At 53.3% G+C, this 25,507-nt stretch carries 22 protein-coding genes; 12 read left to right on the forward strand and 10 right to left on the reverse strand.

Annotation, left to right across the window (positions count from 1 at the left end):
* Positions 1-56: 56 nt before the first annotated feature.
* Together thiI and A6U95_RS06600 are read left to right on the forward strand one after the other, a co-directional pair.
* Complete coding sequence (gene thiI, locus A6U95_RS06595) at positions 57-1,505, forward strand: tRNA uracil 4-sulfurtransferase ThiI (RefSeq protein ID WP_024528642.1); 1,449 nt, start codon at positions 57-59, stop codon at positions 1,503-1,505.
* A 177-nt stretch (positions 1,506-1,682) separates the two neighbouring features.
* Positions 1,683-2,474 (forward strand): DUF4198 domain-containing protein, encoded by a 792-nt coding sequence (locus tag A6U95_RS06600; RefSeq protein WP_065683921.1) that lies wholly within the window; start codon positions 1,683-1,685, stop codon positions 2,472-2,474.
* Positions 2,475-2,509: 35 nt separating this feature from the next.
* Here the strand turns inward: A6U95_RS06600 and yajL are convergent, their stop codons facing one another.
* A complete protein-coding gene (yajL, locus tag A6U95_RS06605; protein WP_065683922.1) occupies positions 2,510-3,100 on the reverse strand; it encodes a protein deglycase YajL in 591 nt (196 codons plus the stop codon).
* Positions 3,063-3,974: a 2-dehydropantoate 2-reductase gene (panE, locus tag A6U95_RS06610; RefSeq protein WP_065683923.1), complete on the reverse strand. Its 912-nt coding sequence runs from the start codon at positions 3,972-3,974 to the stop codon at positions 3,063-3,065. The genes yajL and panE overlap by 38 nt, the downstream gene beginning before the upstream one ends.
* Positions 3,975-4,143: 169 nt before the next feature.
* Here panE and A6U95_RS06615 point away from each other — a divergent pair, with 169 nt between their 5' ends.
* A complete protein-coding gene (locus tag A6U95_RS06615; protein ID WP_024483937.1) occupies positions 4,144-4,635 on the forward strand; it encodes a YajQ family cyclic di-GMP-binding protein in 492 nt (163 codons plus the stop codon).
* Between the two features lie 229 nt (positions 4,636-4,864).
* Here A6U95_RS06615 and A6U95_RS06620 read toward each other — a convergent pair whose 3' ends face one another.
* The 8 genes from A6U95_RS06620 to A6U95_RS06655 form a co-directional block, all read right to left on the reverse strand.
* On the reverse strand, positions 4,865-6,229 hold the full coding sequence (locus A6U95_RS06620; RefSeq protein WP_065683924.1) for an MFS transporter: 1,365 nt from the start codon (positions 6,227-6,229) through the stop codon (positions 4,865-4,867).
* Between the two features lie 327 nt (positions 6,230-6,556).
* Positions 6,557-7,447: a heme o synthase gene (gene cyoE / locus A6U95_RS06625; RefSeq protein WP_021180177.1), complete on the reverse strand. Its 891-nt coding sequence runs from the start codon at positions 7,445-7,447 to the stop codon at positions 6,557-6,559.
* Between the two features lie 17 nt (positions 7,448-7,464).
* On the reverse strand, positions 7,465-7,803 hold the full coding sequence (locus A6U95_RS06630; RefSeq protein WP_024483939.1) for a cytochrome o ubiquinol oxidase subunit IV: 339 nt from the start codon (positions 7,801-7,803) through the stop codon (positions 7,465-7,467).
* A complete protein-coding gene (locus A6U95_RS06635) occupies positions 7,804-8,418 on the reverse strand; it encodes a cytochrome o ubiquinol oxidase subunit III (RefSeq protein ID WP_024483940.1) in 615 nt (204 codons plus the stop codon).
* Positions 8,408-10,399, reverse strand: a complete 1,992-nt coding sequence (cyoB, locus tag A6U95_RS06640; protein WP_021180174.1) for a cytochrome o ubiquinol oxidase subunit I — start codon at positions 10,397-10,399, stop codon at positions 8,408-8,410. The genes A6U95_RS06635 and cyoB overlap by 11 nt, the downstream gene beginning before the upstream one ends.
* Positions 10,400-10,403: 4 nt before the next feature.
* Entirely contained in the window at positions 10,404-11,360 is a 957-nt protein-coding gene (gene cyoA, locus A6U95_RS06645) for a cytochrome o ubiquinol oxidase subunit II (protein ID WP_065683925.1), read from the reverse strand.
* A 445-nt stretch (positions 11,361-11,805) separates the two neighbouring features.
* On the reverse strand, positions 11,806-13,284 hold the full coding sequence (ampG, locus tag A6U95_RS06650) for a muropeptide MFS transporter AmpG (protein WP_065683926.1): 1,479 nt from the start codon (positions 13,282-13,284) through the stop codon (positions 11,806-11,808).
* A gap of 53 nt (positions 13,285-13,337) precedes the next feature.
* Entirely contained in the window at positions 13,338-13,916 is a 579-nt protein-coding gene (locus tag A6U95_RS06655; protein WP_065683927.1) for a lipoprotein, read from the reverse strand.
* A gap of 353 nt (positions 13,917-14,269) precedes the next feature.
* On the opposite strand from A6U95_RS06655, the gene bolA reads away from it, so the two are divergent.
* The 9 genes from bolA (at position 14,270) to A6U95_RS06700 (ending at position 25,112) form a co-directional block, all read left to right on the forward strand.
* A complete protein-coding gene (gene bolA, locus A6U95_RS06660; RefSeq protein WP_021805484.1) occupies positions 14,270-14,584 on the forward strand; it encodes a transcriptional regulator BolA in 315 nt (104 codons plus the stop codon).
* Between the two features lie 364 nt (positions 14,585-14,948).
* The gene (gene tig, locus A6U95_RS06665; protein ID WP_024528379.1) at positions 14,949-16,253 is read left to right on the forward strand and encodes a trigger factor; all 1,305 of its coding nucleotides are present in this window, start codon (positions 14,949-14,951) and stop codon (positions 16,251-16,253) included.
* Positions 16,254-16,674: 421 nt separating this feature from the next.
* A complete protein-coding gene (clpP, locus tag A6U95_RS06670; protein WP_021180167.1) occupies positions 16,675-17,298 on the forward strand; it encodes an ATP-dependent Clp endopeptidase proteolytic subunit ClpP in 624 nt (207 codons plus the stop codon).
* A 207-nt stretch (positions 17,299-17,505) separates the two neighbouring features.
* Positions 17,506-18,777, forward strand: coding sequence for an ATP-dependent protease ATP-binding subunit ClpX (gene clpX, locus A6U95_RS06675; RefSeq protein WP_021180166.1), 1,272 nt, complete (start codon positions 17,506-17,508; stop codon positions 18,775-18,777).
* Between the two features lie 193 nt (positions 18,778-18,970).
* Entirely contained in the window at positions 18,971-21,325 is a 2,355-nt protein-coding gene (gene lon / locus A6U95_RS06680) for an endopeptidase La (RefSeq protein ID WP_021805482.1), read from the forward strand.
* Positions 21,326-21,542: 217 nt separating this feature from the next.
* Complete coding sequence (gene hupB, locus A6U95_RS06685; RefSeq protein ID WP_004954599.1) at positions 21,543-21,815, forward strand: nucleoid-associated protein HU-beta; 273 nt, start codon at positions 21,543-21,545, stop codon at positions 21,813-21,815.
* 170 nt (positions 21,816-21,985) lie between these two features.
* A complete protein-coding gene (gene ppiD, locus A6U95_RS06690; RefSeq protein WP_065683928.1) occupies positions 21,986-23,866 on the forward strand; it encodes a peptidylprolyl isomerase in 1,881 nt (626 codons plus the stop codon).
* 258 nt (positions 23,867-24,124) lie between these two features.
* Positions 24,125-24,502: a ComEA family DNA-binding protein gene (locus A6U95_RS06695; RefSeq protein ID WP_065683929.1), complete on the forward strand. Its 378-nt coding sequence runs from the start codon at positions 24,125-24,127 to the stop codon at positions 24,500-24,502.
* A 196-nt stretch (positions 24,503-24,698) separates the two neighbouring features.
* On the forward strand, positions 24,699-25,112 hold the full coding sequence (locus A6U95_RS06700) for a YbgC/FadM family acyl-CoA thioesterase (protein ID WP_024483947.1): 414 nt from the start codon (positions 24,699-24,701) through the stop codon (positions 25,110-25,112).
* Positions 25,113-25,507: the final 395 nt, after the last annotated feature.

Raw genomic sequence — 25,507 nt, forward strand, 5'->3', positions numbered from 1 at the left:
CTGAACCCCGTAGGGCAGAGGTATTGCCTAATTTTCATCAGACTATAAAGACCGCCATGAAGTTTATCATTAAATTGTTCCCGGAAATCACCATCAAGAGTCAATCTGTGCGCTTGCGCTTTATTAAGATCCTGACTACCAACATCCGTAACGTCCTGAAGCAGTATGATGAAACTCTGGCGGTTGTCCGTCACTGGGATTTTATCGAGGTGCGTGCCAAAGATGAAGATCAGCGCCCGGTGATTGCCGATGCCCTGACGCGTATTCCCGGCATTCACCATATCCTGGAGGTGGAAGATCGCGCCTATACCGATGTCCACCACATCTTTGAGCAGACGCTGGAAACCTACCGCGAGCAACTGGAAGGCAAGACCTTCTGCGTACGGGTGAAACGCCGTGGCAAGCATGAGTTCAGCTCGCAGGATGTTGAGCGCTACGTAGGTGGCGGTTTGAACCAGCATATTGAAAGCGCACGCGTCAAACTTTCTCGCCCTCAGGTCACGGTGAACCTGGAGATCGATGACGACAAGCTGATGTTGGTCAAGGCGCGCCGCGAAGGCATTGGCGGCTACCCGATCGGCACCCAGGAAGATGTGCTGTCACTGATTTCCGGCGGTTTTGACTCCGGTGTTTCCAGCTATATGCTGATGCGCCGTGGCTGTCGCGTACATTATTGCTTCTTTAATCTGGGTGGCGCGGCGCATGAAATTGGCGTCAAGCAGGTTGCCTACTATCTGTGGAACCGCTTCGGCAGCTCACACAAGGTGCGCTTTGTGGCGATCGATTTCGAACCGGTAGTCGGTGAGATCCTGGAAAAGGTCGATGACGGCCAGATGGGCGTGGTGCTCAAGCGTATGATGGTGCGTGCCGCTTCCCAGGTTGCTGAACGTTATGGCGTACAGGCTTTGGTGACCGGCGAAGCGCTGGGCCAGGTTTCCAGCCAGACCCTGACCAACCTGCGCCTGATTGATAACGCCTCCGATACCCTGATCCTGCGTCCGCTGATCTCGCATGATAAAGAGCACATCATCAACGTGGCGCGTGAAATCGGCACTGAAGACTTCGCCAAGACCATGCCAGAGTATTGTGGCGTGATCTCAAAAAGCCCGACGGTCAAGGCAATCAAAACCAGGATTGAAGAGGAAGAAGGGCACTTTGACTTCGAGATCCTCGATCGCGTGGTGCGCGAAGCGCGTAACGTCGATATCCGCACAATCGCAGAAGAAACCAGTCAGCAGGTCGCCGAAGTAGAAACCGTGGCTGAATTCAGCGCTGACGAAGTGATCCTGGATATCCGCTCGGCGGACGAGCAGGAAGAGAAGCCGCTGCAACTGGCGCAGGTGGAAGTCAAACTGCTGCCGTTCTACAAGTTAGGCACGCAGTTTGCCGATCTCGATCAGAGCAAAACCTATCTGCTGTACTGTGAGCGCGGAGTGATGAGCCGTTTGCAAGCGCTGTACCTGCTGGAGCAGGGCTACGCTAACGTTAAAGTCTACCGCCCGTAATCTGTGTTGCAGGGTAGCAATGCCGTTTCTCTGGTGTTGCTATCCTTAACCACTTCCCCTGTTTGACCCTCCTTTTTTCTCTTTCCCCTCGAATAACTTTGACAGAGTGGCTTACTTTGGTTTATTTATTGTTACGTTATAACATATCTTTTTATTGGTTGGGAAAGGAGCAGGTTAATGCAGTTAAAAAAGTTGGTGGTGATACTGCCTTTTTGGTTTGTCAGCCATTCTCAGGCCCATTCTTTATGGGTTAATGCGCTACCCGCTGCGGGTGGACAGAGCACGATAGAGCTCGGTTATGGAGATGAGTTCCCTACCGCAGAAGCGATCCCTGAAGATCGCCTGCACATTTTCGCGCCAGCACAGCTGATCGGAAAAAATGGGGATCTGTTGCTGAAGCCTGGTAAAGAGAATTACCAGTTCGTGACGGAAAAACCGTTAGCCAAGGGCAGCTATGCCGCTATCGCTATCTATAAACCCACCTATTGGTCGAAAAATAAAGCGGGATGGCAACAGCAGAGCAGGACGGAAATGCCAGACGCGCTCTACTGCGAGCGGGCTTCCATGTTTGGCAAAACCATTGTGAATATCGATGGTGCGACAGAGACCGCCGTCATCAGCCAGCCGCAGGGGTTGCAGCTGGAAATTATCCCGTTAGCCAACCCGGCCACCATCAAGGCAGGGCAGCCGTTGCCAATACAGGTATTGTATGACGGGAAACCGCTAAAGAATGCCGATGTGACGGCGACGTTTGCCGGTTTTGGCGACCAACATGAGCACCACGGGCATACTCATAGTCATGCCAAAGCCTTTTTGAATCAGACCGACGGCAAGGGCAAAGTCAATGTTTACCCGCTGAAAGCGGGATATTGGGTTGTCGAAACCGAACATAAACTGCCTTATGTGGATAAGGCGAAATGTGATGAATCCGTGTTGCTTTCAACGCTGACCTTTACCATCAGCGAATAAGCCATTGGCAGGCCAGCCGGCCTGCCGATATTGATTCAATCGCGGAAGTCGTACATGCCGGGGATCAGTACCAGCTGTGCCGCTATCTCAGCCGCTTTGGCCTTACCCAACAGCAAATCGATCAGTTTCAGGGCAAACTCCATCGAGGTGCCAGGCCCTTGACTGGTGAGCAGGTTGACGCGTGGATCGAACACGACGCGTCTTTCCATCCATTGCCCTTCCGGGATCTGCTCTTTCAGGCCGGGGAAGCCGGTCATGTTGCCGATCGGGAACAGTTGGTGATGCTGCAATACCAAGGCCGGTGCTGCACAGATGGCGGCGACAATATTGCCTTGCAGATGCATCTGGCGGACTTTTTCCACCAGCAATGGGCTATCGCGAAAACATTCAGCACCCTTGATACCGCCAGGTAAGACGATGGCGTCAAAGTGGTCGTCAACAATCGCCACCAAGGGGGCGTCTGCCAGCAGTTTCACGCCGCGTGAGCAGACGATGGTCAGGTCACCGTCACTGGCAACGCTGGCGGTCGTTACTTTGACTCCGGCGCGAACCAGCAGGTCGATGGTGGTTACTGCCTCGGTTTCTTCACTACCAGGTGCGAGGCAGACCAATGCCGATGCGCTCATAGCTATTTTCCTTGCGTTTAATGATTTCGAACAGCCGGGTATTTTCTGGCAGGGGAATGCCGTGGCTGCGTCCGCGACGCAGCAAATAACCGGTAATGTAGTCGATTTCGGTGTGCCGTTGAGAACGGATATCCTGCAGCATCGAGGAGGTGTTGTCCGCCGTTGACTGGATCACCTGCATCACATAGAACATCAGGCTTTCGCACGAGGTGTGGTGACCTTCCATCTCCATCACGCTAGCCACTTCACGGCAGATAAGCTCTATCTGCTCAGGATAGCGTTGCAGATCGCCATTACGGCAGTCATACAGTACGGTTAGCGGGTTGATGACGCAGTTGACCGCCAGCTTGCGCCAACTGGCCGAAGCAATATTGTTATGCCAGGCAACGTCTGGCAGGGCTTGATGCAGAATCTCTGCCAGATGGCTGAGATGGGTCGCTTGCTGGGTTGTTGGGCCGATATGGGTGGTGCCGTTGGCGACGTGCACAATGGTGTTACCATCATGGCGTGCAGCATGGGTGGTGATGCCCTGTAGCACCGGCTGGCTGTGCGGTGGCAACTCCTCTTGAGTCCCTATGCCGTTATGCAGCAGCAAAATGGCACAGCGAGGGTTTAATTTGGGCAGCAATGCCGTCACCGCGCTGGAAACCTGCCAGGCTTTCAGCGTGACCAGCAGTAACTCACTGTGTCGCAGGTGTTCGGGATCGTTGGTGGGCAAATTACGGTTAAATGATGTGCCGTCGGGTTCAATGACGTTGACCGCGCAAAATGGCTGGGGCACCCGTAACCATCCCTGTACATCGTGGCCCTGCTGATAGAGTTTGGCTAGCCACAGTTGTCCGAGCGCGCCGCAACCAAGAATGGTTATTTTCATTTCATCTCCCTGGTTTTCGGAAAGACCACTGATGCATCCTTTTGATTATAGGCTTTTCTGTTGTTGAACGTCTTGTTCAGGCGTATATCTGAATTTTGCCTGAAACCGCAAAGCGGGTATCATGCACGGCAACGAAATCATACAGCACCCATTCAGGAGGAAGAGAAGTATGCCATCTTTCGACATCGTTTCCGAAATTGATATGCAGGAAGTTCGCAACGCCGTTGATAACGCTACCCGCGATCTCAGCACCCGTTGGGATTTCCGTAACGTACCGGCCAGCTTTGAGCTGAACGAGAAAGACGAAAGCATTAAGGTCGCCAGCGAGTCTGACTTCCAGGTGCAGCAACTGCTGGATATCCTGCGCGAAAAACTGATGAAACGCAGCATTGAAGGCGGCGCGCTGGAGATCCCGGAAGAACTGACCCACAGTGGCAAAACCTACAGCGTGGATGCCAAGCTCAAGCAGGGGATCGAAAGCTCAATGGCGAAGAAGATCGTCAAGCTGATCAAAGACAGCAAGCTGAAGGTACAGGCGCAGATCCAGGGTGATGAAATCCGCGTTACCGGTAAGGCGCGTGACGATCTGCAAAGCGTGATGGCGCTGATCCGTGGTGCCGATCTGGGGCAGCCGTTCCAGTTTAAAAACTTCCGCGATTAAGTAGTGCCGATCTGGGGGGATAGCCCCTCACCCTAACCCTCTCCCACAGGGAGAGGGGACCGATCGTGCTACAACTTTACGTCTGTTCCTGTCTGCAGCCCCGCGTCAAATATTCTACTGAACATGCTACAGGCAGAGTGTTGTGCCTGACTATAATGCCGTACCAGCTCCCTCTCCTTTTGGGGTGAGGGGGAACAACAGACGATCAAGCCAAAGTAGATGGGTATCCTTAAAGCGCTGCGATCAGGGCTTCCAACTGACCGCGATTGGTCTGTTTGGTATCTACCTTCACGTAAGCGCTGCGCTCCTCGGGAACCACAACCGCTTCCGCTACGCCCGGCTGAGCCAGCAAGCGGCTTTGTAACGCCGAATCTTTTACCGCCAGTTCAGACAACGTGATACGCAGGCTGCTGACGTAAGGGGGTTCTTTCATGGTGCTGCTGACCACAAACCAGACGGCGGCAAGTACCGCACCGGCGATAAAGACCAATCCTGCTCCCTGAAAACCATATAACCAGCCGCCCACGCTGCCGCCGATGGCCACGCCAATAAACTGGCTGGTGGAGTAAACGCCCATCGCCGTGCCTTTATAACCCGCAGGGGACTCTTTGCTGATCAGCGAAGGCAGGATGGCTTCCATGACGTTAAACGCCATAAAGAACAGCTGCACCCCGGCAATGATGCCCCATAGATGCTGGCCAGAAAACCACAGCACCACCTCGGCGCAAAACAGAACCGCTACGCAGCCCATAAAGACCTGCTTCATGCGGCGATATTTTTCTGCATAGATGATAAATGGCACTACGGCAATGAAGGAAACCAACATGGTGACCAGATAGACTTTCCAGTGGTCCGCAGCGGCCAGCCCAGCTTTTTCCATTGCCAGCGGCAGGGCGACGAAGCTGGACATCAGCAGGATATGCAGGCACAGGATGCCAAAATTGAGTTTCAACAGCCGCGAATTGTTCAGCACCTTGCTGAAACTGCCCCGTACGATGCTCGATTCCCGGTTCAGCACGTGTTCGTCGGCAGAAGGGACGACCAGCAAGGTAATCGCGATACCGGCTAATGACAGCACGGCAATCATCCAGAACAACGCATGCAAACCGAAGGCATGGGTCACTATCGGGCCCACCACCATGGCGATAGCAAAAGTGATACCGAAGCTGACGCCGATAAACGCCATCGCCTTGGTTCGGTTCTGCTCGCGAGTCAAATCCGACAGCAGCGCCATTACCGCAGCAGCTATCGCCCCGGAACCTTGCAATGCACGCCCAAGAATGATGCCCCAAATGGAGTCACTTAAGGCCGCGATAACGCTGCCAAGGGCGAAGATCAACAGCCCGCCGACGATCAGTGGCTTACGGCCAACGCGGTCGGAAATCAGGCCGAAGGGGATCTGAAATACCGCCTGCGCCAGACCATAAATACCGATAGCCAGGCCGATCAGTGCCTCGCTGGCACCGTGCAGCGCCATCCCATAGGTGGTCAGGACTGGTAACACCATAAACATGCCGAGCATGCGTAGGGAAAAGACGGTACCCAAGCCCCAGGTTGCGCGGCGTTCTTGGGGCGTCATAATATTGTCGTTCATGTAAACCTCAGTTAACCCGTCGCCTTTCAAGTTGCAGCGTTGTTAGCTGCACTTGCTCACCCCAGTCACTTACAAAAGTAAGCTCCTGGGGATGAGCAAGCTTGTCGCCTAGCTGCAACTTGAAATTCATAGGGTATCGAACCTATTCCAACAGGTTAAGCGGGGGACTTAGCCAGTTGGAATAGCCTCGGCAAAGTTGCGTCATTCTAGTGCGTAGGGCAGGGAGGGTAAATCGAATGTTGTTTAACAGATATTACAGTTGGCGTGCTTTTCTCCGAAACAAATAAAATGGGCCGCTAAGCGGCCCATTCGCAGATAACCGCTGTTTTACCAAGCGTAGGTTAACAGGGTTTCCGGTGTGGCACTGGCACTGAAATCGATCGACATCATTACGCTGAGTGAAGTAATGGCCACGATTGAGAACACAAACAGTTTGCGCGCCCAGACGCTGTCATTTTCCGCTTTGTAGCCGCGTAACGCCATGCCTAACCACCACACGCTCACCGCCGCTGCGACGATCAGGTATTTGTAGCCGGCATAACCGCCCAGGGTCAACATCAGCGTGGCGATCATAAACGCCAGGATGTAGAGCGTAATGTGGTTTTTGGCAACGGAGATGCCTTTCACCACCGGCAGCACCGGGATATTGGCTGCCTGGTAATCTTTAAATCGGAAGATGGCAATCGCATAAGAATGCGGCATCTGCCACAGGCTAAAGATAGCCAGCAGGATCAATGCACCAGCATCAAACTCGTTAGTGACCGCGCAGTAGCCAATAACCGGTGGCGCAGCTCCAGACAGGCTGCCGATCAGCGTGCCGTATACCGAGTGGCGTTTCATGTACAGGCTGTAAACGCCGACATAAACCACAAAGCCCATCACCGCCAGCCACATGGCCAGCGGGTTGGCCGCGATATACAGCAGTGCAAAACCAGCAATACCCAGCAAGGTAGCGTAAACCAGGCTCACACTCGGCGCGATCAGGCCTTTTACCAGCACCCGGTTCTTCGTTCTCTCCATTTTCTTGTCGATGTCGCGGTCAATGTAGTTGTTAAATACACAGCCCGAGGCAACCACCAACGAGACCCCTAACAGGGTGGCGAGAAACAGGGGATAGTCGATGCTCCCTTTGGAAGCGAGCAGGAATCCCCCGACGACAGAAATTAAATTACCGAAAATAATTCCTGGTTTAGTTACTTGCAGGTATTGCTTAATCATCACGTCCAGCTCTGCTCTTAATCGACCATCATGTTGATGTTGAGGTTGTACATAATCCAGAGTGAACCCACAACAACGATACCGATGATCATAGCGGTGAACAGCAATGCCACCAGGTTCCAGCGCTCTTCCGATGAGGTGTTCATATGCAGGAAGTAAACCAGGTGAACGATCACCTGGATAACTGCCATGCCGACCACGACCGCCAGGATGGTGGAGTGAGAGGCGCTGCCGCTCATCACCATCGCAAATGGAATTACCGTCAGGATGACCGACAGGATAAAGCCGGTCAGATATGACTTCACGCTACCGTGGCTTGCGCCGCCGTGAGAGGTATCATGGGATGAATGGCTCATTTACATTACCCCCAGCAGGTAGACAACGGTAAATACGCAGATCCAGACCACGTCCAGGAAGTGCCAGAACAGGCTCAGACACATCAGACGGGTTTTATTGGTTGGGTTCAGGCCACGCTTGCTCACCTGAATCATCATGATGATGATCCAGATCAGACCGGTGGTTACGTGCAGACCGTGAGTACCTACCAGGGCAAAGAAGCTGGAGAGGAACGCACTGCGGTCTGGGCCGTAACCTTCGGCGATCAGGTGATGGAATTCATAGATCTCCATCGCCACGAAGCCGACGCCAAACAGGAAGGTCAGGAACAGCCAGGTGTTAACGCTGCTTACCTTACCCTTGTTCATGCCGATCATCGCCATACCGTAGGTGATGGAGCTGAACAGCAGGAGGAAAGTTTCAACCAGTACAAAATTCAGGTCGAAGATATCTTTCCCAGTGGGACCGCCCGCGGTCCCGTTCACCAGTACTGCATAGGTTGCGAACAAGCTCGCAAACAAAATACAGTCGCTCATCAGGTAAACCCAGAATCCGAAGACCTTGGTTTCTCCTGCGTCGTGGTGCCCATGCTCGGCATGGGCTGCGCTATGGTTGGTCAGAGTATCAGTTGACATGTTTCACGCCTGCTTTGCTGATTTGTTCATAGTGTTGGTTTTCAATGCGCTCGATCTCATCAACCGGCACATAGTAATCAACATCTTCATCGAAGCTCTTGACGATCCAGGTCACGATCATGCCGACGAAGCCAGCAATCGCCATCCACCAGATATCCCAGATCATCGCGAAACCAAATACCAGGCTGAAGCCAGCAATAATCACACCGGCGCCGGTATTCTTCGGCATATGAATCGGCTCGTACTTCGCGGGTTTCTTATAGGCTTCGCCTTTTTCTTTCATGTCCCAGAACGCATCACGATCGTGAATTTCTGGCACTACGGCGAAGTTATAGAACGGAGGTGGTGAAGACGTTGACCACTCCAGCGTACGTGCCCCCCACGGGTCACCGGTCAGATCGCGGTTTTGCTCGCGGTCGCGGATACTGACGTAAACCTGGATCACTTGGCACAGAATACCGCAGGCAATCAGCGCTGCACCGCCAGCCGCAACCAGCAGCAGAGGGTGGAACTCAGGATTGATATTCTGGCTGATACGGCGGGTCATCCCCATGAAGCCCAATGCGTACAGCGGCATAAAGGCGACGAAGAAACCGATGATCCAGAACCAGAATGCGCGGATACCCCAGGTCTCATTCAGACGGAAGCCGAAGGATTTAGGGAACCAGTAGGTCAGGCCAGCGAAGCAACCGAACACCACACCACCGATAATTACGTTATGGAAGTGGGCAATCAGGAACAGGCTGTTGTGCAGCACGAAGTTGGCACCCGGTACCGCCAGCAGCACGCCGGTCATCCCACCGATGGAGAAGGTGATGATGAAGCCAACGGTCCACAGCATCGCGGAGTTAAGCTGAATACGGCCTTGGTACATGGTGAACAGCCAGTTGAAGATTTTCACCCCTGTCGGGATGGAAATGATCATCGTGGCAATCCCGAAGAAGGCGTTAACGTTGGCGCCTGACCCCATGGTAAAGAAGTGGTGCAGCCAAACGATAAACGACAGAACGGTGATCGCGATGGTTGCCCATACCAGTGAGGTATAGCCGAACAGACGTTTCTTCGAGAAGGTGGCGGTGACTTCAGAGAACACACCGAACACTGGCAGAACCAGGATATACACCTCTGGGTGACCCCAGGCCCAAATCAGGTTGATGTACATCATCATGTTGCCGCCCATATCATTGGTAAAGAAATGGGTGCCCAGATAGCGATCCAGGGTCAACAACGCGACGGTGACGGTCAGGATTGGGAAGGAGACGATGATCAGCACGTTGGTACACAGTGCTGCCCAGGTGAATACCGGCATCTTCATCATCGGCATGCCAGGGGCACGCATCTTCAGGATGGTGGCGAAGAAGTTCACACCGGTCAACAGGGTACCCAGACCGGAAATCTGCAGACTCCAGATCCAGTAATCGACCCCGACGCCAGGGCTGTATTCCTTACCCGACAACGGTGGATAGGCCAACCAGCCGGTCTGTGCGAATTCACCGACACCCAGCGAGATGTTGATCAAGACGACGCCGACCACGAAGAACCAGAAGCTCAGGGAGTTCAGGAACGGGAAGGCAACGTCGCGCGCACCGATTTGCAACGGAACCACCACGTTCATCAGGCCTACCACGAAAGGCATCGCCATGAAGAAGATCATGATGACGCCGTGCGCGGTAAAGATCTGGTCGTAGTGGTGCGGCGGCAGGAATCCGGCCTCACCGGCAGACGCGAGCGCCTGCTGGCTACGCATCATGATGGCATCAGCAAAACCACGCAGCAGCATGACCATGGCCACGATGATGTACATGATACCGATTTTTTTATGGTCGACCGAGGTCAGCCATTCGCTCCACAGCCACTTCCACTTGCCGAAATACGTGATCAGCGCCAGCAGGGCCAGCCCGCCAACGATGATTGCAGCAACGGTGACCATGATGATCGGTTCATGCAACGGAACCGCATCAAGTGTTAATTTTCCCAACATCAGATTATTCCTCGGCTCCGGCGTGAGCATGTTCACTCATGTCCATACCCTGGCTCATGTCCATGCCTTGGTGCGCGGAAGAAGCTTCTGCGCCTTTGTGCATGTGCATATCACCCATGAATTTGCCAATAGTCTCTTTGAACAAATTCGGTTTGACACTGGAGAAGTACTCAACCGGGTTGTTTTCACTCGGCTCTGCCAGTTTGTTAAAATCGCTGGTGGCGTTAAGGGTATTAGACGATTCTTTCACCTTGGCTACCCACTGATCGAAGTCGCCTTCGGTCGGGGTGACAATGGCGGTGAATTTCATGCCGGAGAACCCGCGGCCACTGAAGCTGCTGGAAATACCATCGTATTTACCCGCTTCGTTGCCGATCAGGTGCAGTTTGGTCTGCATCCCGGCCATCGCATAAATCTGCCCACCTAACTGAGGAATAAAGAACGAGTTCATTACCGAGTTAGAGGTGACTTTGAATTCGACTGGAACATCTTTCGGGAAAGCCAACTCATTAACGGTCGCGATACCCTGCTCAGGGTAGATGAACAGCCATTTCCAGTCTAACGACACCACTTCGATGGTCATTGGCTTTTTGTCGGCGACAATCGGCTTGAATGGATCCAGCGCGTGGGTTGTTTTCCAGGTTATGGTGCCAAGGATGGCGATGATAATGATTGGAATGGTCCAGACGACCGCTTCAATCTTGTTGGAGTGTGACCAATTCGGACTGTACTTGGCGCTCTTGTTGGAAGCACGATACTTCCAGGCAAAGGCAAATGCCATGAAGATCACTGGCACCACAACGATCAGCATCAAGCCGATTGCCGTGAGGATCAGTCTTCGTTGCTCAACACCTATTGCTCCTTTGGGATCCATCAACACCATATCGCAACCGCTTAGCATAACGGTGGCGACAATTAAGGATAACATCCCAATACTTTTATTGTATTTCTTAAGTCTCATCTAACGACCCCAATTACCAAGGCTCTATATTGTCGTTTCATGTGTGCGGGCATTTTACGGGAAGGTTGCAGTACTGTAAACATACTTAAGAGAGTGTCAGCGGCTTGTTGACACTTTCTGTTAAGGGGGTCACACATGTAACGTTAGGTGACAATTTACTAATGGCAACAACGTGTTGGCGAGCTGAATCGTTCCGGGGGGATGCTATGTCATGGAAAACCAAGGGTATGTCAGGATATCGCGTCAGCGGTGGCGATGTTTGAATAGGCGCAAAAAGGTTTATTTAATGTAAAATTTTTGTTTTGTTGAGGTGAATTAAAATCTATTTCCGAGCGTTTTACTCGGGTAAAAAAATAGCTTAGGTAAAAATATTAAATTTTTAACGAAATAAATTCGTTTTTCTGATGCTTTTTTGTTGGCCGAATTTTATCGGCCAACAAAAAAATCACGCTAATTGCGTTCGGCGCAACGCCAGGTAGTCCAACAGGCTACCCATGATAATCCCCACCAGGCTCAGCATGGCACCGGTTTGCAGCAGCTGCACAGCAAGCTCGGGCCAGTTGGTCCAATTCAGCGCATTGGCGATTAGCAACAGCAGCCATACGCCTAGCAGCGAGCATCCGACGCCCAACAGACGCAATGCCCAGCGATAGGCGGCACGAAACTCAGTGCGTGGCATAAAGTTGTCGGTACGTTGCGTGTACTCCAGCGTCTGGCGGCAGATTAACAGCAGCAGCAGGCCTGGAACCGCCGCCGCGATGGAGAAGAGATAAAACAGTGGCCAGCCATGGGCGGTCACGAACCAACCGGCAATCGGCCCGACGTAAACACGGCCAACGGCGGAGAGCGCCGAGAGCAGGGCAAACTGGGTGGCGGAGAAGGATTTGTTGCACAGGGTCATCAGCAGGGCGACAAAGGCTGCGGTGCCCATGCCGCCACACAGGTTTTCCAGGAAAATGGCGCTGCCCATCGTCAGGATGTTTTTAGCGGTGATCGCCAACAGCCAGTAACCGATGTTGGATACCGCCTGCAAAATGCCGAACAGCATCAGCGCCCGGAACAGGCTGAGACGTTGCATCAAGACGCCGCCGAACAGGGCCCCAACGATGGTGGCAAACAGACCGAGGGTTTTGTTCACCAGGCCGACCTCGCCAGCATCGAAGCCGACGCCGCGGATCAGAAAGGTGGTGCTCAAACTCCCGGCAAAAGCGTCACCCATCTTATACATCACGATCAGCAACAGGATCAGCCAGGCATTGTTACGGGCGAAGAAGTCACGCAGTGGAGCGACTACCGCCATCTCGAGGGTGCGCGGCGCAGGAATGCTGTCGTCCGGTTCCGGTGCCATCAGCGTAGCGGCTACGCCAATTAGCATCAGCCCGGCCATTAGCCAGTAAGTCGCCTGCCAACCGAAATAGCGATCGGCCAGCCACAGGGCCAACCCGCCGGAGACCAGCATCGCCAGGCGATAACCCAGTACTGACACTGCGGCCCCGGTTCCGCGTTCTTCGGCCGCCAGCAAATCGGTTTTGTAGGCGTCAAAAACAATATCCTGTGAGGCAGAACAGAATGCCACCACCACCGCCAGCGTGGCCAGCCACCATAGATGCTGTGACGGATTCATAAACCCCATCGCCACGATGGCCACTACCAGCAGCAACTGGCTGATCAACAGCCAGCCACGCCGCCGCCCGAGGAACGGCGGAGTGTAGCGATCCATAAACGGAGACCAGAGGAACTTGAATACGTAGGCCTGACCCACCAGCGAGAAAATACCAATGGTTTTCAGATCGAGGCCTTCGACGGTCATCCAGGCTTGCAGCGTGCCGGAGGTCAATGCCAGCGGCAGCCCCGAGGCAAAGCCCAACACCAACAGGATGACGGAATTACGCTGGGTAAAAATATTCAGATACTGTTTCGACATGAGATCCCGATCTGCGCTGCTCTGTTAACCGAGCAGCGCGAGGCATTGCCTGATTAACGTGCGTTTTGCTTGATAAAGTCGTTGACGCTGGTGTCTTGAGCCATATCGGCGATGACGTCACCCAGCACGGTGTTGACCGCATCGGTGATTTTTTCATTGCTGGCGGTGAAGGCACCCTGCACGTTATAGGTAGAACGGTAGTTCTTCACCTGCTTGTTGCCGTTTTTGGCCTGCGCGATGATTGAAATATCCGCTTTGGTGGTGATGTTGTAGCGCAGGTTGCCTTGGGAAACGTCGGCAAACAGCGTATTGACTACGATCTGCAAATCAACTGCACCTGATGGCCCAATCATATAGCCACGCGCGCCCATTTGCTTTTCCAGCACTTCTTGTAGCAGGAAGCGCAGATCACGTGATGGGGTCAGGGTGATCAGTTGGCCGTCACGGTTCACTTTTGCCAGTGCCTGATCGGGGCGTTGGTCTGCACCGTTAATGCTGATGGTGATCCCTTGCAGGGTGGGATCCTGCTGTGGCAACACGATCTTCGGGGTTACGTTCAGGGTATTGGTGCTGGCGGCACAGCCAGCCAGCAGCAGTGCAGCCAGCAGCGGAAGACAAAGTTTTTTTAACATTATGACTGTCTCATCAATCGTGGTTTTATACCCGGTGCTGTTCAAGCCCGCGGGCAGGGTTGTGGGTGCTTGATAATCAAAGCGCTAGAGTCAACGATAAATTGCCGCCATCATAGCATTGCCAACAACGGGGGGAAGTGTTGAAGGTGGCCGTGACGTAAATTTTTCCTCAACCAGGATAAAAACAGGCTTTTTCGCGAGGCTCAATCGGATAAACCTCAACTGAGCCACTTGTATTGATGAATTTTTCGGCATTGAGTCGTGTGATTTACGATAGCCATGTTCTGGCGGGGGCAAAACCGACTAATATTAAAGTAGAACCTGGTAGCCTGCCGGTGTTGTAAGGAGATCCTATGATCCGCGAGCAAATAGAAGCAAAGTTAAGGGCGGCGTTTGAACCCGCGTATCTGGAAGTGACTGATGAGAGCTATCGGCATAACGTTCCTGCTGGATCCGAAAGTCATTTCAAAGTGGTGTTGGTGAGCGACCGCTTTGTCGGCGAACGGTTCCTGACCCGGCATCGCTCCATTTATGGCGTGTTGGCGGAAGAGCTGGAAAACGGCGTACACGCGCTGGCATTGCATACCTATACCCTGAAAGAGTGGGAAGGGCTGCAGGATACGGTGCCGGCTTCGCCACCTTGTCGTGGGGCGGGCACATTGGCTTAATACCTAAAATTTACGGTATCAGTGGAACTTTTACCCGTATTTAAGGTATTACTACTGACGAATTTTGCAACGGCCTACGGGCCGTTGCTGTTTTTGACGACGACAAAGCCGAAGGCGTTTGCAGCTCTGATGGCCATGGCATTAAGGTATTTGGGCGAAAAATCGGCAAAAGTGTGATTTTTAACGCGCCAGTGCTGCCTTGCCATCCTCGACTAGCTACGCTTGCGCCGCTATAATGTCGCGTCTATTTTTTCCGGAATGGTTTCGGAACGCTCTCGACATCAGGGAACTCGGTTTTTAATGTAGCCGTCCTGGTTCTTGGAACGGAGTTGACCGAGCACTGTGATTTTTTTGAGGTAACAAGATGCAAGTTTCAGTAGAAACCACTCAAGGCCTTGGGCGCCGTCTCTCTATTACTGTACCCGCTGATGTTATCAATCAGGCAGTAAAGAAAGAGCTGATCAACGCAGCTAAAAGCGTACGTATCGACGGTTTCCGTAAAGGCAAAGTGCCGATGAACATCGTCGAACAGCGTTATGGCGCCTCCGTCCGTCAGGACGTGCTGGGCGATCTGATGCAGCGCAACTTTGTTGACGCGATCATCAAAGAGAAAATCAACCCGGCCGGTGCACCAAACTACGTACCGGGCGAGTATAAAGAAGGCGAAGATTTCGCTTTCACCGTGGAATTCGAAGTCTATCCAGAAGTTGAGCTGAAAGGCCTGGAAAGCATCGAGGTTGAAAAACCTGTGGTTGAAGTTAACGACGCCGATGTTGATACCATGCTGGAAACTCTGCGTAAGCAGCAGGCGACCTGGAAAGACACCGACGGCGCAGCCACTGCTGAAGACCGCGTGACCGTTGACTTCACCGGCTCTATCGACGGTGAAGAGTTTGAAGGCGGTAAAGCCGCTGATTTCGTTCTGGCTATGGGCCAGGGCCGCATGATCCCAGGCTTCGAAGAAGGTCTGGTGGGTCATAAAGCCGGTGAAGAGTTCACCATCGACGTCAACTTCCCAGAAGATTACCACGCAGAAAACCTGAAAGGGAAAGCGGCCAAGTTCGCTATCGTGCTGAAGAAAGTTGAACAGCGCGAGCTGCCAGAACTGACCGAAGAGTTCATCAAGCGTTTCGGCGTGGCTGATGGTTCTCTCGCCGGTCTGCGTACCGAAGTGCGTAAAAACATGGAGCGCGAACTGAAAGGCGCCGTGCGTAACCGCATCAAGACTCAGGCTATCGACGGTCTGGTCAACGCTAACGAAATCGACGTGCCAGCGGCACTGATCGACGGCGAAGTCGACGTTCTGCGTCGTCAGGCTGCACAGCGTTTTGGTGGCAACGAGAAGCAAGCGTTGGAACTGCCACGCGAACTGTTCGAAGAGCAAGCCAAACGTCGCGTTGTAGTCGGTCTGCTGTTGGGCGAAGTGATCAGCACCAACGATCTGAAAGCCGATGAAGATCGCGTTAAGACCCTGATCGAAGAAATGGCTTCCGCCTACGAAGATCCGAGCGAAGTAGTTGAGTTCTACAGCAAAAACAAAGAGCTGATGAACAACATGCGTAACGTTGCTCTGGAAGAACAAGCGGTAGAAGCCCTGCTGGCTAAAGCGAAAGTGACTGAAAAAGCCACTACCTTCAGCGAGCTGATGAACCAGACTCAACAAGCGTAATGCTGGTTGATGCCAGGAGCGACCTGATGGCAGGTCCATTGCCGTAGCTGGGAGTTCCTTACAAGGCCCGTAACTTTGGTTACGGGCTTTTCTTTTGCCACGTGACTGATTAATCTCGGCTTAACTGTGGCAATATGCACTATATTTATTGGGTCGAGGATGAATGGCGGCGGCGGAAGGCCAGTGGTTGTGACCTTGCCTGCCACACAGGGATGTTGGTGAAATTGTTCACCGGGCTTGAAATTCGCTCTGTGACCCCCCAATTCCTACAACAGTATGGGCCGCTTTATCCGCCTGGCGGAATGATAGCGCCGTCAAATCAGTGTGGAGCCTGTCGATGGCTTGAACGTAGTCATGATGGCCGTTCTCAAGTAGAATCGACAGACAATGGCGCCAAGGCAATTTCTATTAGGAGACGGTAATGTCATACAGTGGCGAACGAGACCAATTTGCACCTAACATGGCACTGGTGCCGATGGTGGTAGAGCAGACTTCGCGCGGGGAGCGTTCTTACGATATTTATTCCCGCCTGCTGAAAGAGCGCATTATCTTCCTGACCGGCCAGGTTGAAGATCATATGGCTAATCTGATCGTGGCGCAGATGTTGTTCCTCGAGGCAGAAAGCCCAGAAAAAGATATTTTCCTGTATATCAACTCGCCGGGCGGCGTGATCACGGCTGGTATGTCAATCTATGACACCATGCAGTTTATCAAACCGGACGTCAGCACCATCTGTATGGGGCAGGCGTGTTCCATGGGGTCGTTCCTGCTGACGGCAGGCACCAAGGGCAAGCGTTTCTGCCTGCCAAACTCCAGAGTGATGATCCACCAGCCGCTGGGCGGCTACCAGGGCCAGGCAACGGATATTGAAATCCATGCGCGTGAGATCCTGAAGGTGAAGGCTCGCATGAATGAGTTGATGGCACAGCATACCGGCCAATCGCTGGAACAGATCGAACGTGATACCGAACGTGACCGCTTCATGACCGCGGAAGAATCGGTAGAATACGGTCTGGTCGACAGCATTCTGACGCACCGCAGCTAAAACTATACCCAAAGGGTCGCAAGCTGTAGTGCGTACCTGCTGCCTGAAGGGGTACGGGTAGTGCGCGGCTTGCGGGCCGATAGGCTATAGTATTCAGAGCGGGCCTGGCTCGCTTTAAACAGCGTTATCGGCGTTCCCGGTATAAAGTTTGGGCGCATTGTCGCCGCGTAATGGTGCGGGACAAAGACAAAAGAAGAGGTTTGACTCATGACAGATAAGCGCAAAGACGGTTCAGGAAAGCTGCTGTACTGCTCTTTCTGCGGCAAAAGCCAGCATGAAGTGCGTAAGCTGATTGCCGGTCCGTCAGTGTATATCTGCGATGAATGTGTTGATCTGTGTAACGACATTATTCGCGAAGAGATTAAAGAGGTTGCGCCGCATCGCGAGCGTAATTCATTGCCGACACCGCACGAAATTCGTCACCACCTGGATGATTATGTTATCGGTCAGGAACAGGCGAAAAAAGTGCTGGCGGTGGCGGTCTATAACCACTACAAACGCCTGCGTAACGGCGATACCAGCAATGGCATCGAACTGGGTAAAAGCAATATTTTGCTGATCGGCCCAACCGGTAGCGGCAAAACCTTGCTGGCAGAAACGCTGGCACGTTTCCTGGATGTGCCGTTCACCATGGCCGATGCCACAACGTTGACCGAAGCCGGTTACGTCGGTGAGGACGTGGAAAACATCATCCAGAAACTGTTGCAGAAATGCGACTACGACGTGCAAAAAGCCCAGCGCGGCATCGTCTATATCGATGAAATTGATAAAATTTCTCGTAAGTCAGACAACCCGTCCATCACCCGTGACGTTTCGGGCGAAGGCGTGCAGCAGGCGTTGCTGAAGCTGATCGAAGGCACGATTGCGGCGGTTCCACCACAGGGTGGACGTAAACATCCGCAGCAGGAATTCCTGCAGGTGGACACCTCCAAGATCCTGTTTATCTGTGGCGGTGCGTTTGCCGGCCTGGATAAGGTGATTGGCCAGCGCGTTAACACCGGTTCCGGTATTGGTTTTGGTGCCACGGTGAAGGGTGAATCTGAAAAAGCCACCGAAGGCGAACTGCTGTTGCAGGCAGAGCCGGAAGACTTGATCAAATTTGGTCTGATCCCGGAGTTCATCGGTCGTCTGCCGGTGGTTGCCACCCTCAGCGAACTGAGTGAAGAAGCACTGATCCAGATCCTAAAAGAGCCGAAAAACGCCCTGACCAAGCAGTATCAGGCGTTGTTCAATCTGGAAGGGGTAGATCTGGAATTCCGTGAGGAAGCGCTGAACGCCATCGCCAAGAAGGCCATGACGCGTAAGACCGGTGCCCGTGGCCTGCGTTCGATTGTAGAAGGCGCGCTGCTGGACACCATGTACGATCTGCCGTCGCTTGAAAGCGTAGATAAAGTGGTGATCGACGAATCGGTGATCGCTGGCCAATCCAAGCCGTTATTGATTTACGGCAAACCGGAAGCGCAGGCTTCTGGCGAATAATTAGCCAGTCAAACCAGAAAGTTAATCGTAAAAGGGGGATTTTATCCCCCTTTTCTTTTTCTCGACATTGTTACCGTTGAATGTCAGAGATTCATCCCCATATACTCATAATCCAGATTTTGTGAAACGTTTGATGCTTGCGTCTCATGAGATCCCCCTAATCCTGGCGGAAATTAAACTAAGAGAGAGCTCTATGAACCCTGAGCGTTCCGAACGCATTGAAATCCCCGTGTTGCCATTGCGCGACGTGGTGGTTTATCCGCACATGGTGATCCCGTTGTTTGTTGGCCGGGAAAAATCGATTCGGTGCCTCGAAGCCGCAATGGATCACGATAAAAAGATCATGCTGGTGGCGCAGAAAGAGGCCTCGACGGATGAACCTGGCATTAACGATCTGTTCTCGGTAGGTACCGTTGCATCGATTTTACAGATGCTGAAACTGCCGGACGGCACGGTCAAGGTGCTGGTCGAAGGTTTGCAGCGTGCGCGTATTACCACGCTTTCCGACAGCGGCGAACACTTCGCTGCCCAGGCTGAATATCTTGAATCACCGGCTATCGACGAGCGTGAGCAGGAAGTCCTGGTGCGCACCGCGATCAATCAGTTTGAAGGCTACATCAAACTGAACAAAAAAATTCCACCGGAGGTGCTGACTTCGTTGAACAGCATCGACGACGCTGCACGCCTGGCGGACACCATCGCCGCGCATATGCCGCTGAAGCTCAGCGACAAGCAGTCGGTGCTGGAGATGTTCGATATCACCGAGCGTCTTGAGTACCTGATGGCGATGATGGAGTCGGAGATCGACCTGCTGCAGGTTGAGAAGCGCATCCGTAACCGCGTCAAGAAACAGATGGAAAAGAGCCAGCGCGAGTACTATCTGAATGAGCAGATGAAGGCGATTCAGAAAGAACTGGGCGAGATGGACGACACGCCGGATGAACACGAGGCGTTGAAGCGCAAGATTGAAGCGGCCAAAATGCCGAAAGAAGCGCGTGAGAAAACCGAAGCGGAACTGCAAAAGTTGAAAATGATGTCGCCGATGTCTGCGGAAGCAACCGTAGTGCGTGGCTATATCGACTGGATGATCCAGGTGCCGTGGAATGCGCGTAGCAAGGTGAAAAAAGACCTGCTCAAGGCGCAGGAAGTGCTCGATACCGATCACTACGGCCTGGAACGCGTCAAAGACCGCATCCTTGAGTATCTTGCAGTGCAGAGCCGCGTCAGCAAAATCAAGGGCCCAATTCTGTGCCTGGTGGGGCCTCCTGGCGTGGGTAAAACCTCGCTGGGGCAGTCGATCGCTCGTGCGACCGGCCGCCAATATGTCCGTATGGCGCTGGGCGGCGTACGTGACGAAGCGGAGATTCGCGGGCACCGCCGGACTTACATCGGCTCCATGCCGGGTAAACTGATCCAGAAAATGGCCAAGGTTGGGGTGAAAAACCCGCTGTTCTTGCTCGATGAGATCGACAAGATGTCATCCGACATGCGTGGCGATCCGGCTTCAGCCCTGCTGGAAGTGTTGGATCCGGAACAGAACGTGGCGTTTAACGATCACTATCTGGAAGTGGATTACGATCTGTCCGACGTGATGTTCGTGGCGACCTCGAACTCGATGAACATCCCGGCACCGTTGCTGGACCGTATGGAAGTGATCCGTCTTTCCGGCTATACCGAAGACGAAAAGCTGAACATCGCCAAACAGCACCTGTTGCCAAAGCAGCTTGAGCGCAACGCGTTGAAGAAAGGCGAGCTGACGGTGGACGACAGTGCCATTATCGGCATTATCCGTTATTACACCCGTGAAGCCGGGGTGCGTAGCCTGGAGCGTGAAATTTCCAAGCTGTGCCGTAAAGCGGTCAAGTCGCTGCTGATGGACAAGAAGCTCAAGCACATCGAGATCAACGGCGAGAACCTCAAGGACTATCTGGGCGTTCAGCGTGTTGATTACGGCCGTGCAGACACCGAAAACCGCGTAGGTCAGGTAACCGGGCTGGCGTGGACGGAAGTGGGCGGCGATCTGCTGACCATTGAAACCGCCTGCGTACCGGGCAAAGGCAAGCTGACCTACACCGGTTCTTTGGGTGAAGTGATGCAGGAGTCGATCCAGGCCGCGCTGACCGTAGTACGTGCACGTGCAGAGAAGTTGGGCATCAACGCCGATTTCTATGAAAAACGTGATATCCACGTCCACGTGCCGGAAGGGGCGACGCCGAAAGACGGCCCAAGTGCCGGTATCGCCATGTGTACCGCGCTGGTTTCCTGCCTGACAGGCAACCCGGTGCGTGCCGATGTGGCAATGACCGGTGAGATCACCTTGCGTGGTCATGTGTTGCCGATTGGTGGTCTGAAAGAGAAGCTGCTGGCGGCACACCGTGGCGGTATCAAAACCGTGCTGATCCCTTACGAGAACAAGCGCGATTTGGAAGAGATCCCGGACAACGTCATTGCCGATCTGGAGATCCACCCGGTACAGCGAATCGATGAAGTTTTGAACATTGCACTGGTCAATCCGGCCTTCGGCGCACAGCCCGTAGCGGTAAAATAGTGACGTATAGCAAAAACCATTGATAAAACTCATGCTGGCAAGCCAATTCGGACTTGCCAGTATTTTTTTGTGCCGCTAAGTTAGATCCCTGTCGGCTCGCGTTTCGTCGCCGTTTGGTGGCTTGCCAAGGCACGACGGGATTGATATAACAGCAGCGCTGTCGTAACCGTAGGGATTTTTTCGGTGCGACGTTTTGAATTCTAGAGGGGATGATAGAGTGAATAAGTCACAACTGATCGACAAAATTGCCGCGGGTGCTGATATTTCTAAAGCGGCAGCAGGGCGTGCTTTGGACGCAATTATTGCTTCCGTTACCGATTCCTTGAAAGAAGGGGATGACGTGGCTCTGGTTGGTTTCGGTTCTTTCACCGTGCGTGAGCGTTCAGCTCGTACCGGCCGTAACCCGCAAACGGGTAAAGAGATCAAAATCGCGGCAGCCAAAGTTCCGGCTTTCCGTGCAGGGAAAGCCCTGAAAGACGCAGTAAACTGATTACGGCGTTTAATCGCATCGCGTCGCCGGTAAACAATCACCTGACGCAGCGGTATTGGTAAGGTAAGATATAAGGCGCATCAGGTTGATGCGCTTTTTTTATTTTTGTCGCAGGGAACGCGCCTGCACAAGGGTTGTTAATCCACATCACAGCGGAGTGTTGTCACACTATGATGGACAATTTACGCGCGGCTGCTAATCACGTCGTGCTAAAAATCATCCTGGGGCTGATTATCTTGTCATTTCTTTTGACTGGAGTAGTCAGCTATCAGGGAAGTGCCGGCGATTACGCTGCGAAAGTAAATGGCCAGGTGATCGAACGCGCCCAGCTGGAACAGGCTTTCCAGAGTGAACGTAGCCGTATGCAGCAGGAACTGGGTGACCGTTTCTCTGCCATGGCTGGCAACGAAGGTTACATGCAGCAGATGCGCCAGCAGGTGCTGTCTCAACTGATCGACAAGTCGCTGCTGGACCAGTACGCGAAGACGCTGGGCCTGAGTGCCAGTGACGATCAGGTGAAAGAGGCCATCCGTCAAGAAGCCTATTTCCAGACGGACGGCAAGTTCGACAACGCCAAATATCTCGACCTGATTACCCGTTCGGGCTTTAGCGCAGACCAATATGCGCAATACACGCGCCAGCGGTTAATCAACCAGCAGATGATCCAGGGCTTCGGCGGTTCCGACATCGTCCCACCAAGCGAAGCAGAGTCTATGGTTGCCCTGGTTCTGCAAGAGCGCGATGTGCGCCTGGCGACGATCGATCTCAATGCCATGATGGCCAAGCAAACCGTCACCGACGAAGAGCTGAAGACCTTCTTCGAGCAGAACAAAAACAGCTTCATCGCACCAGAGAAGGTGAAAGTGAGCTTTATTCCGCTGGATGCCGCGGCATTGCAGGATAAAGTGACCGTTACCGAAGCGGATATCAGCGCCTATTACGATGGGCACCAGAGCAGCTTTGGCCAGCCGGAACGCAAAAAATTCAGCGTGATCCAGCTGAAAACCGAAGCGGATGCCAAAGCGGTATTGGAAGAGCTGAAAAACGGTGGTGATTTCGCTGCGTTGGCGAAAGAGAAATCTACCGACATCATCTCGCGCCGTACCGGTGGCGAAATGGACTGGATGGAGCCAGATACCACGGCAGACGAACTGAAACAGGCTAACCTGACCGAGAAAGGCCAACTTTCTGGCGTAGTGAAGTCTTCAGTGGGTTATCTGATCGTGCGTCTGGACGATATCAAGCCTGCGCTGGTGAAGCCATTGAGCGAAGTGCATGATGCTATCGCCAAGCAGATCAAGCAGGAAAAAGCGGTAGATGCCTACTATGCGCTGCAGCAGAAAGTCAGCGAAGCGGCGACCAGCGATAACGAGTCCCTGGCCTCAGCGGAAGAAGCTGCGGGTATCAAGGCGGCTAACACCGAATGGTTTACCCGTGACTCTGTTCCTGCTGCGTTGAACTTCAAGCCGGTTGTGCAAGCCATCTTCGATGGTTCACTGATTGGCGAGAACGGCGCACCAGGCAGCAACTCTGACGTCATCACCGTTGACGGTGACCGCGCGTTCGTGATCCGCGTTGTGGCCCATCAGCCGGAAGGGATTGAACCTTTCGACAAGGTGAAAGATCGCGTAACCGCGATGGTCAAACACAACAAGGCACTGCAAGAAGCCAAACTGCAGGGTGAAAAACTGCTGGTTGAGTTGAAGCAGGGCAAAGGCGATGAGGCGATGAAAGCCGCAGGTCTGAGCTTCGGCAGCGTACAGAAAATGGCGCGCGCCCCGGAAGACAGCCAACTGGTGGAAGCCGTATTCGCACTGCCGCACCCGGAAGCCGGTAAAGTGGTTTACGGTATGTCACAGGATGCTCAAGGGAACGTGGTATTGATCGCCCTGGATAGCGTTAAGCCAGGTACGTTGCCAGCAGACGAAATGAAAACCTTCGTCAGCAACATGGAGAAAGGAAGCGCTAGCGTGACCTTCGATGCCTTGCTGACTAACCTGCGCAAAGAAGCCAAGATCAAAATGGGTGCCGCTGAGCAGCAACAGCCGTAACTTGTCCCCTATGGATTTCAAGTGACAAGCTTGTTCATCCCCAGGAGCTTACTTTTCGTCAGTGACTGGGGTGGGCAAGTGCAGGTAACAACGCTGCAGCTTGAAAGACGACGGGGATTCGCACCGCATTTTTTTGCAACAGCTTGAAAGACTCAAAGGCCGCTTTCGCGGCCTTTTCCACATTTAAACTCTGCCAATTGCCGATCTTCCGCCGCTGCGGCAAGGTAACCTTGCTGTCAAACACAAGGAGGATACAGCATGCAACTTAGCGAAAATAAAGCCATTGTCCGTTTTACCGTTATCCGCCAGCTACTCTTGGCGGCGGCGCTGTTTGGCCTGATAGGGAGCTCGGCCATTGCCGCAGAGAAACCCTCTCAGGGGCAACCACAGGCCGCTGCGGTATCGCCTAAGGTCAGCTCTGAAGCGCAAAGCGAGGGGGAAGCCAAGGTCAGTATTAACCAGGCAGATGCAGAGGCGCTAGCCACCGTGTTGAACGGCGTGGGGCTGAAAAAGGCAGAGGCCATAGTGCGCTACCGCGAACAGAACGGCCCGTTCAGCGAAATAGACCAGCTACAGGAGGTGCCGGGTATCGGCCCCTCCTTGGTGGAAAGAAATCGTGATCGACTGAAAATGTGATCCCGCTCGCGGCTGCGTGGCAAAGTGGCCTCGCAGCCGCGCTGCTCTGCTACATTTTACAGGTCATACCAGTCATCCATCGCAAACTCTTTGCCCAAGCCCTGCGGAAAAGCCTGCGGCCAGCAAGGAGGGATATCACTGAACGGGTATGCCGGTATTAATTCGTTATCACCAGAGCAGGAGCGGTTGTTTCACTATGCAGACTTATATCAAAGTTCGTGGCTATCATCTTGATGTCTATCAACACGTTAATAATGCTCGATATCTGGAATTCCTGGAGGAAGCGCGCTGGGAGTGGCTGGAGGATCTGGATGCTTTCCACTGGATGACGCAAAACAACATCGCGTTTATCGTGGTGAACATCAATATCAATTATCGTAAGCCTGCCGTATTAGGGGATAAGCTGCGTATCGATAGCCAGATGCTGCAACTCAATGGCAAGAGCGGCGTGCTGAGCCAGCAGGTATTGCTGGAGCCTGAGGGGACCGTGGTCGCCGACGCGACGCTGACCTTTGTCTGTATTGATTTGAAAACCCAGCGGGCACTGCCGATTGAAGGCGCATTGCGTGAACACCTGGTGGCACTACAGCAGAAAGATGCTGAGGCCTGATGAAGCATCGTGCTCGTCATGCCCCCTCACCCTAGCCCTCTCCCACAAGGAGAGGGGACCGAACGTGCCAGTGGTTATTTCTTTCACGACCTGCCCATCGGTAAATGAAAGGGTCGGTGCTACAGGTATATCTCAGTACCTGATGACAACACCGTATCAACTCATATAAGGGATGACTCTTGCCTGGATGGCAACACCGTATCGAATCATGGAAGGGATGGCTCTTGCCTGGATGACAACGGCGTACCAGCTCCCTCTCCCTGTGGGAGTGTACAGACCGAGGACATCATGAACACTTGTTCGGGGACATGGTAGACACTTACAACATAGGTATGAGTACTTCTGAGTGGAGCTGCTTATGCCGTGGAATGAGAGATCTGCCATGTCATTACGTA

This window comes from Serratia sp. 14-2641, from assembly GCF_001692375.1.
In the GTDB taxonomy this organism is placed as follows: Bacteria; Pseudomonadota; Gammaproteobacteria; order Enterobacterales; family Enterobacteriaceae; genus Chania; species Chania fonticola_C.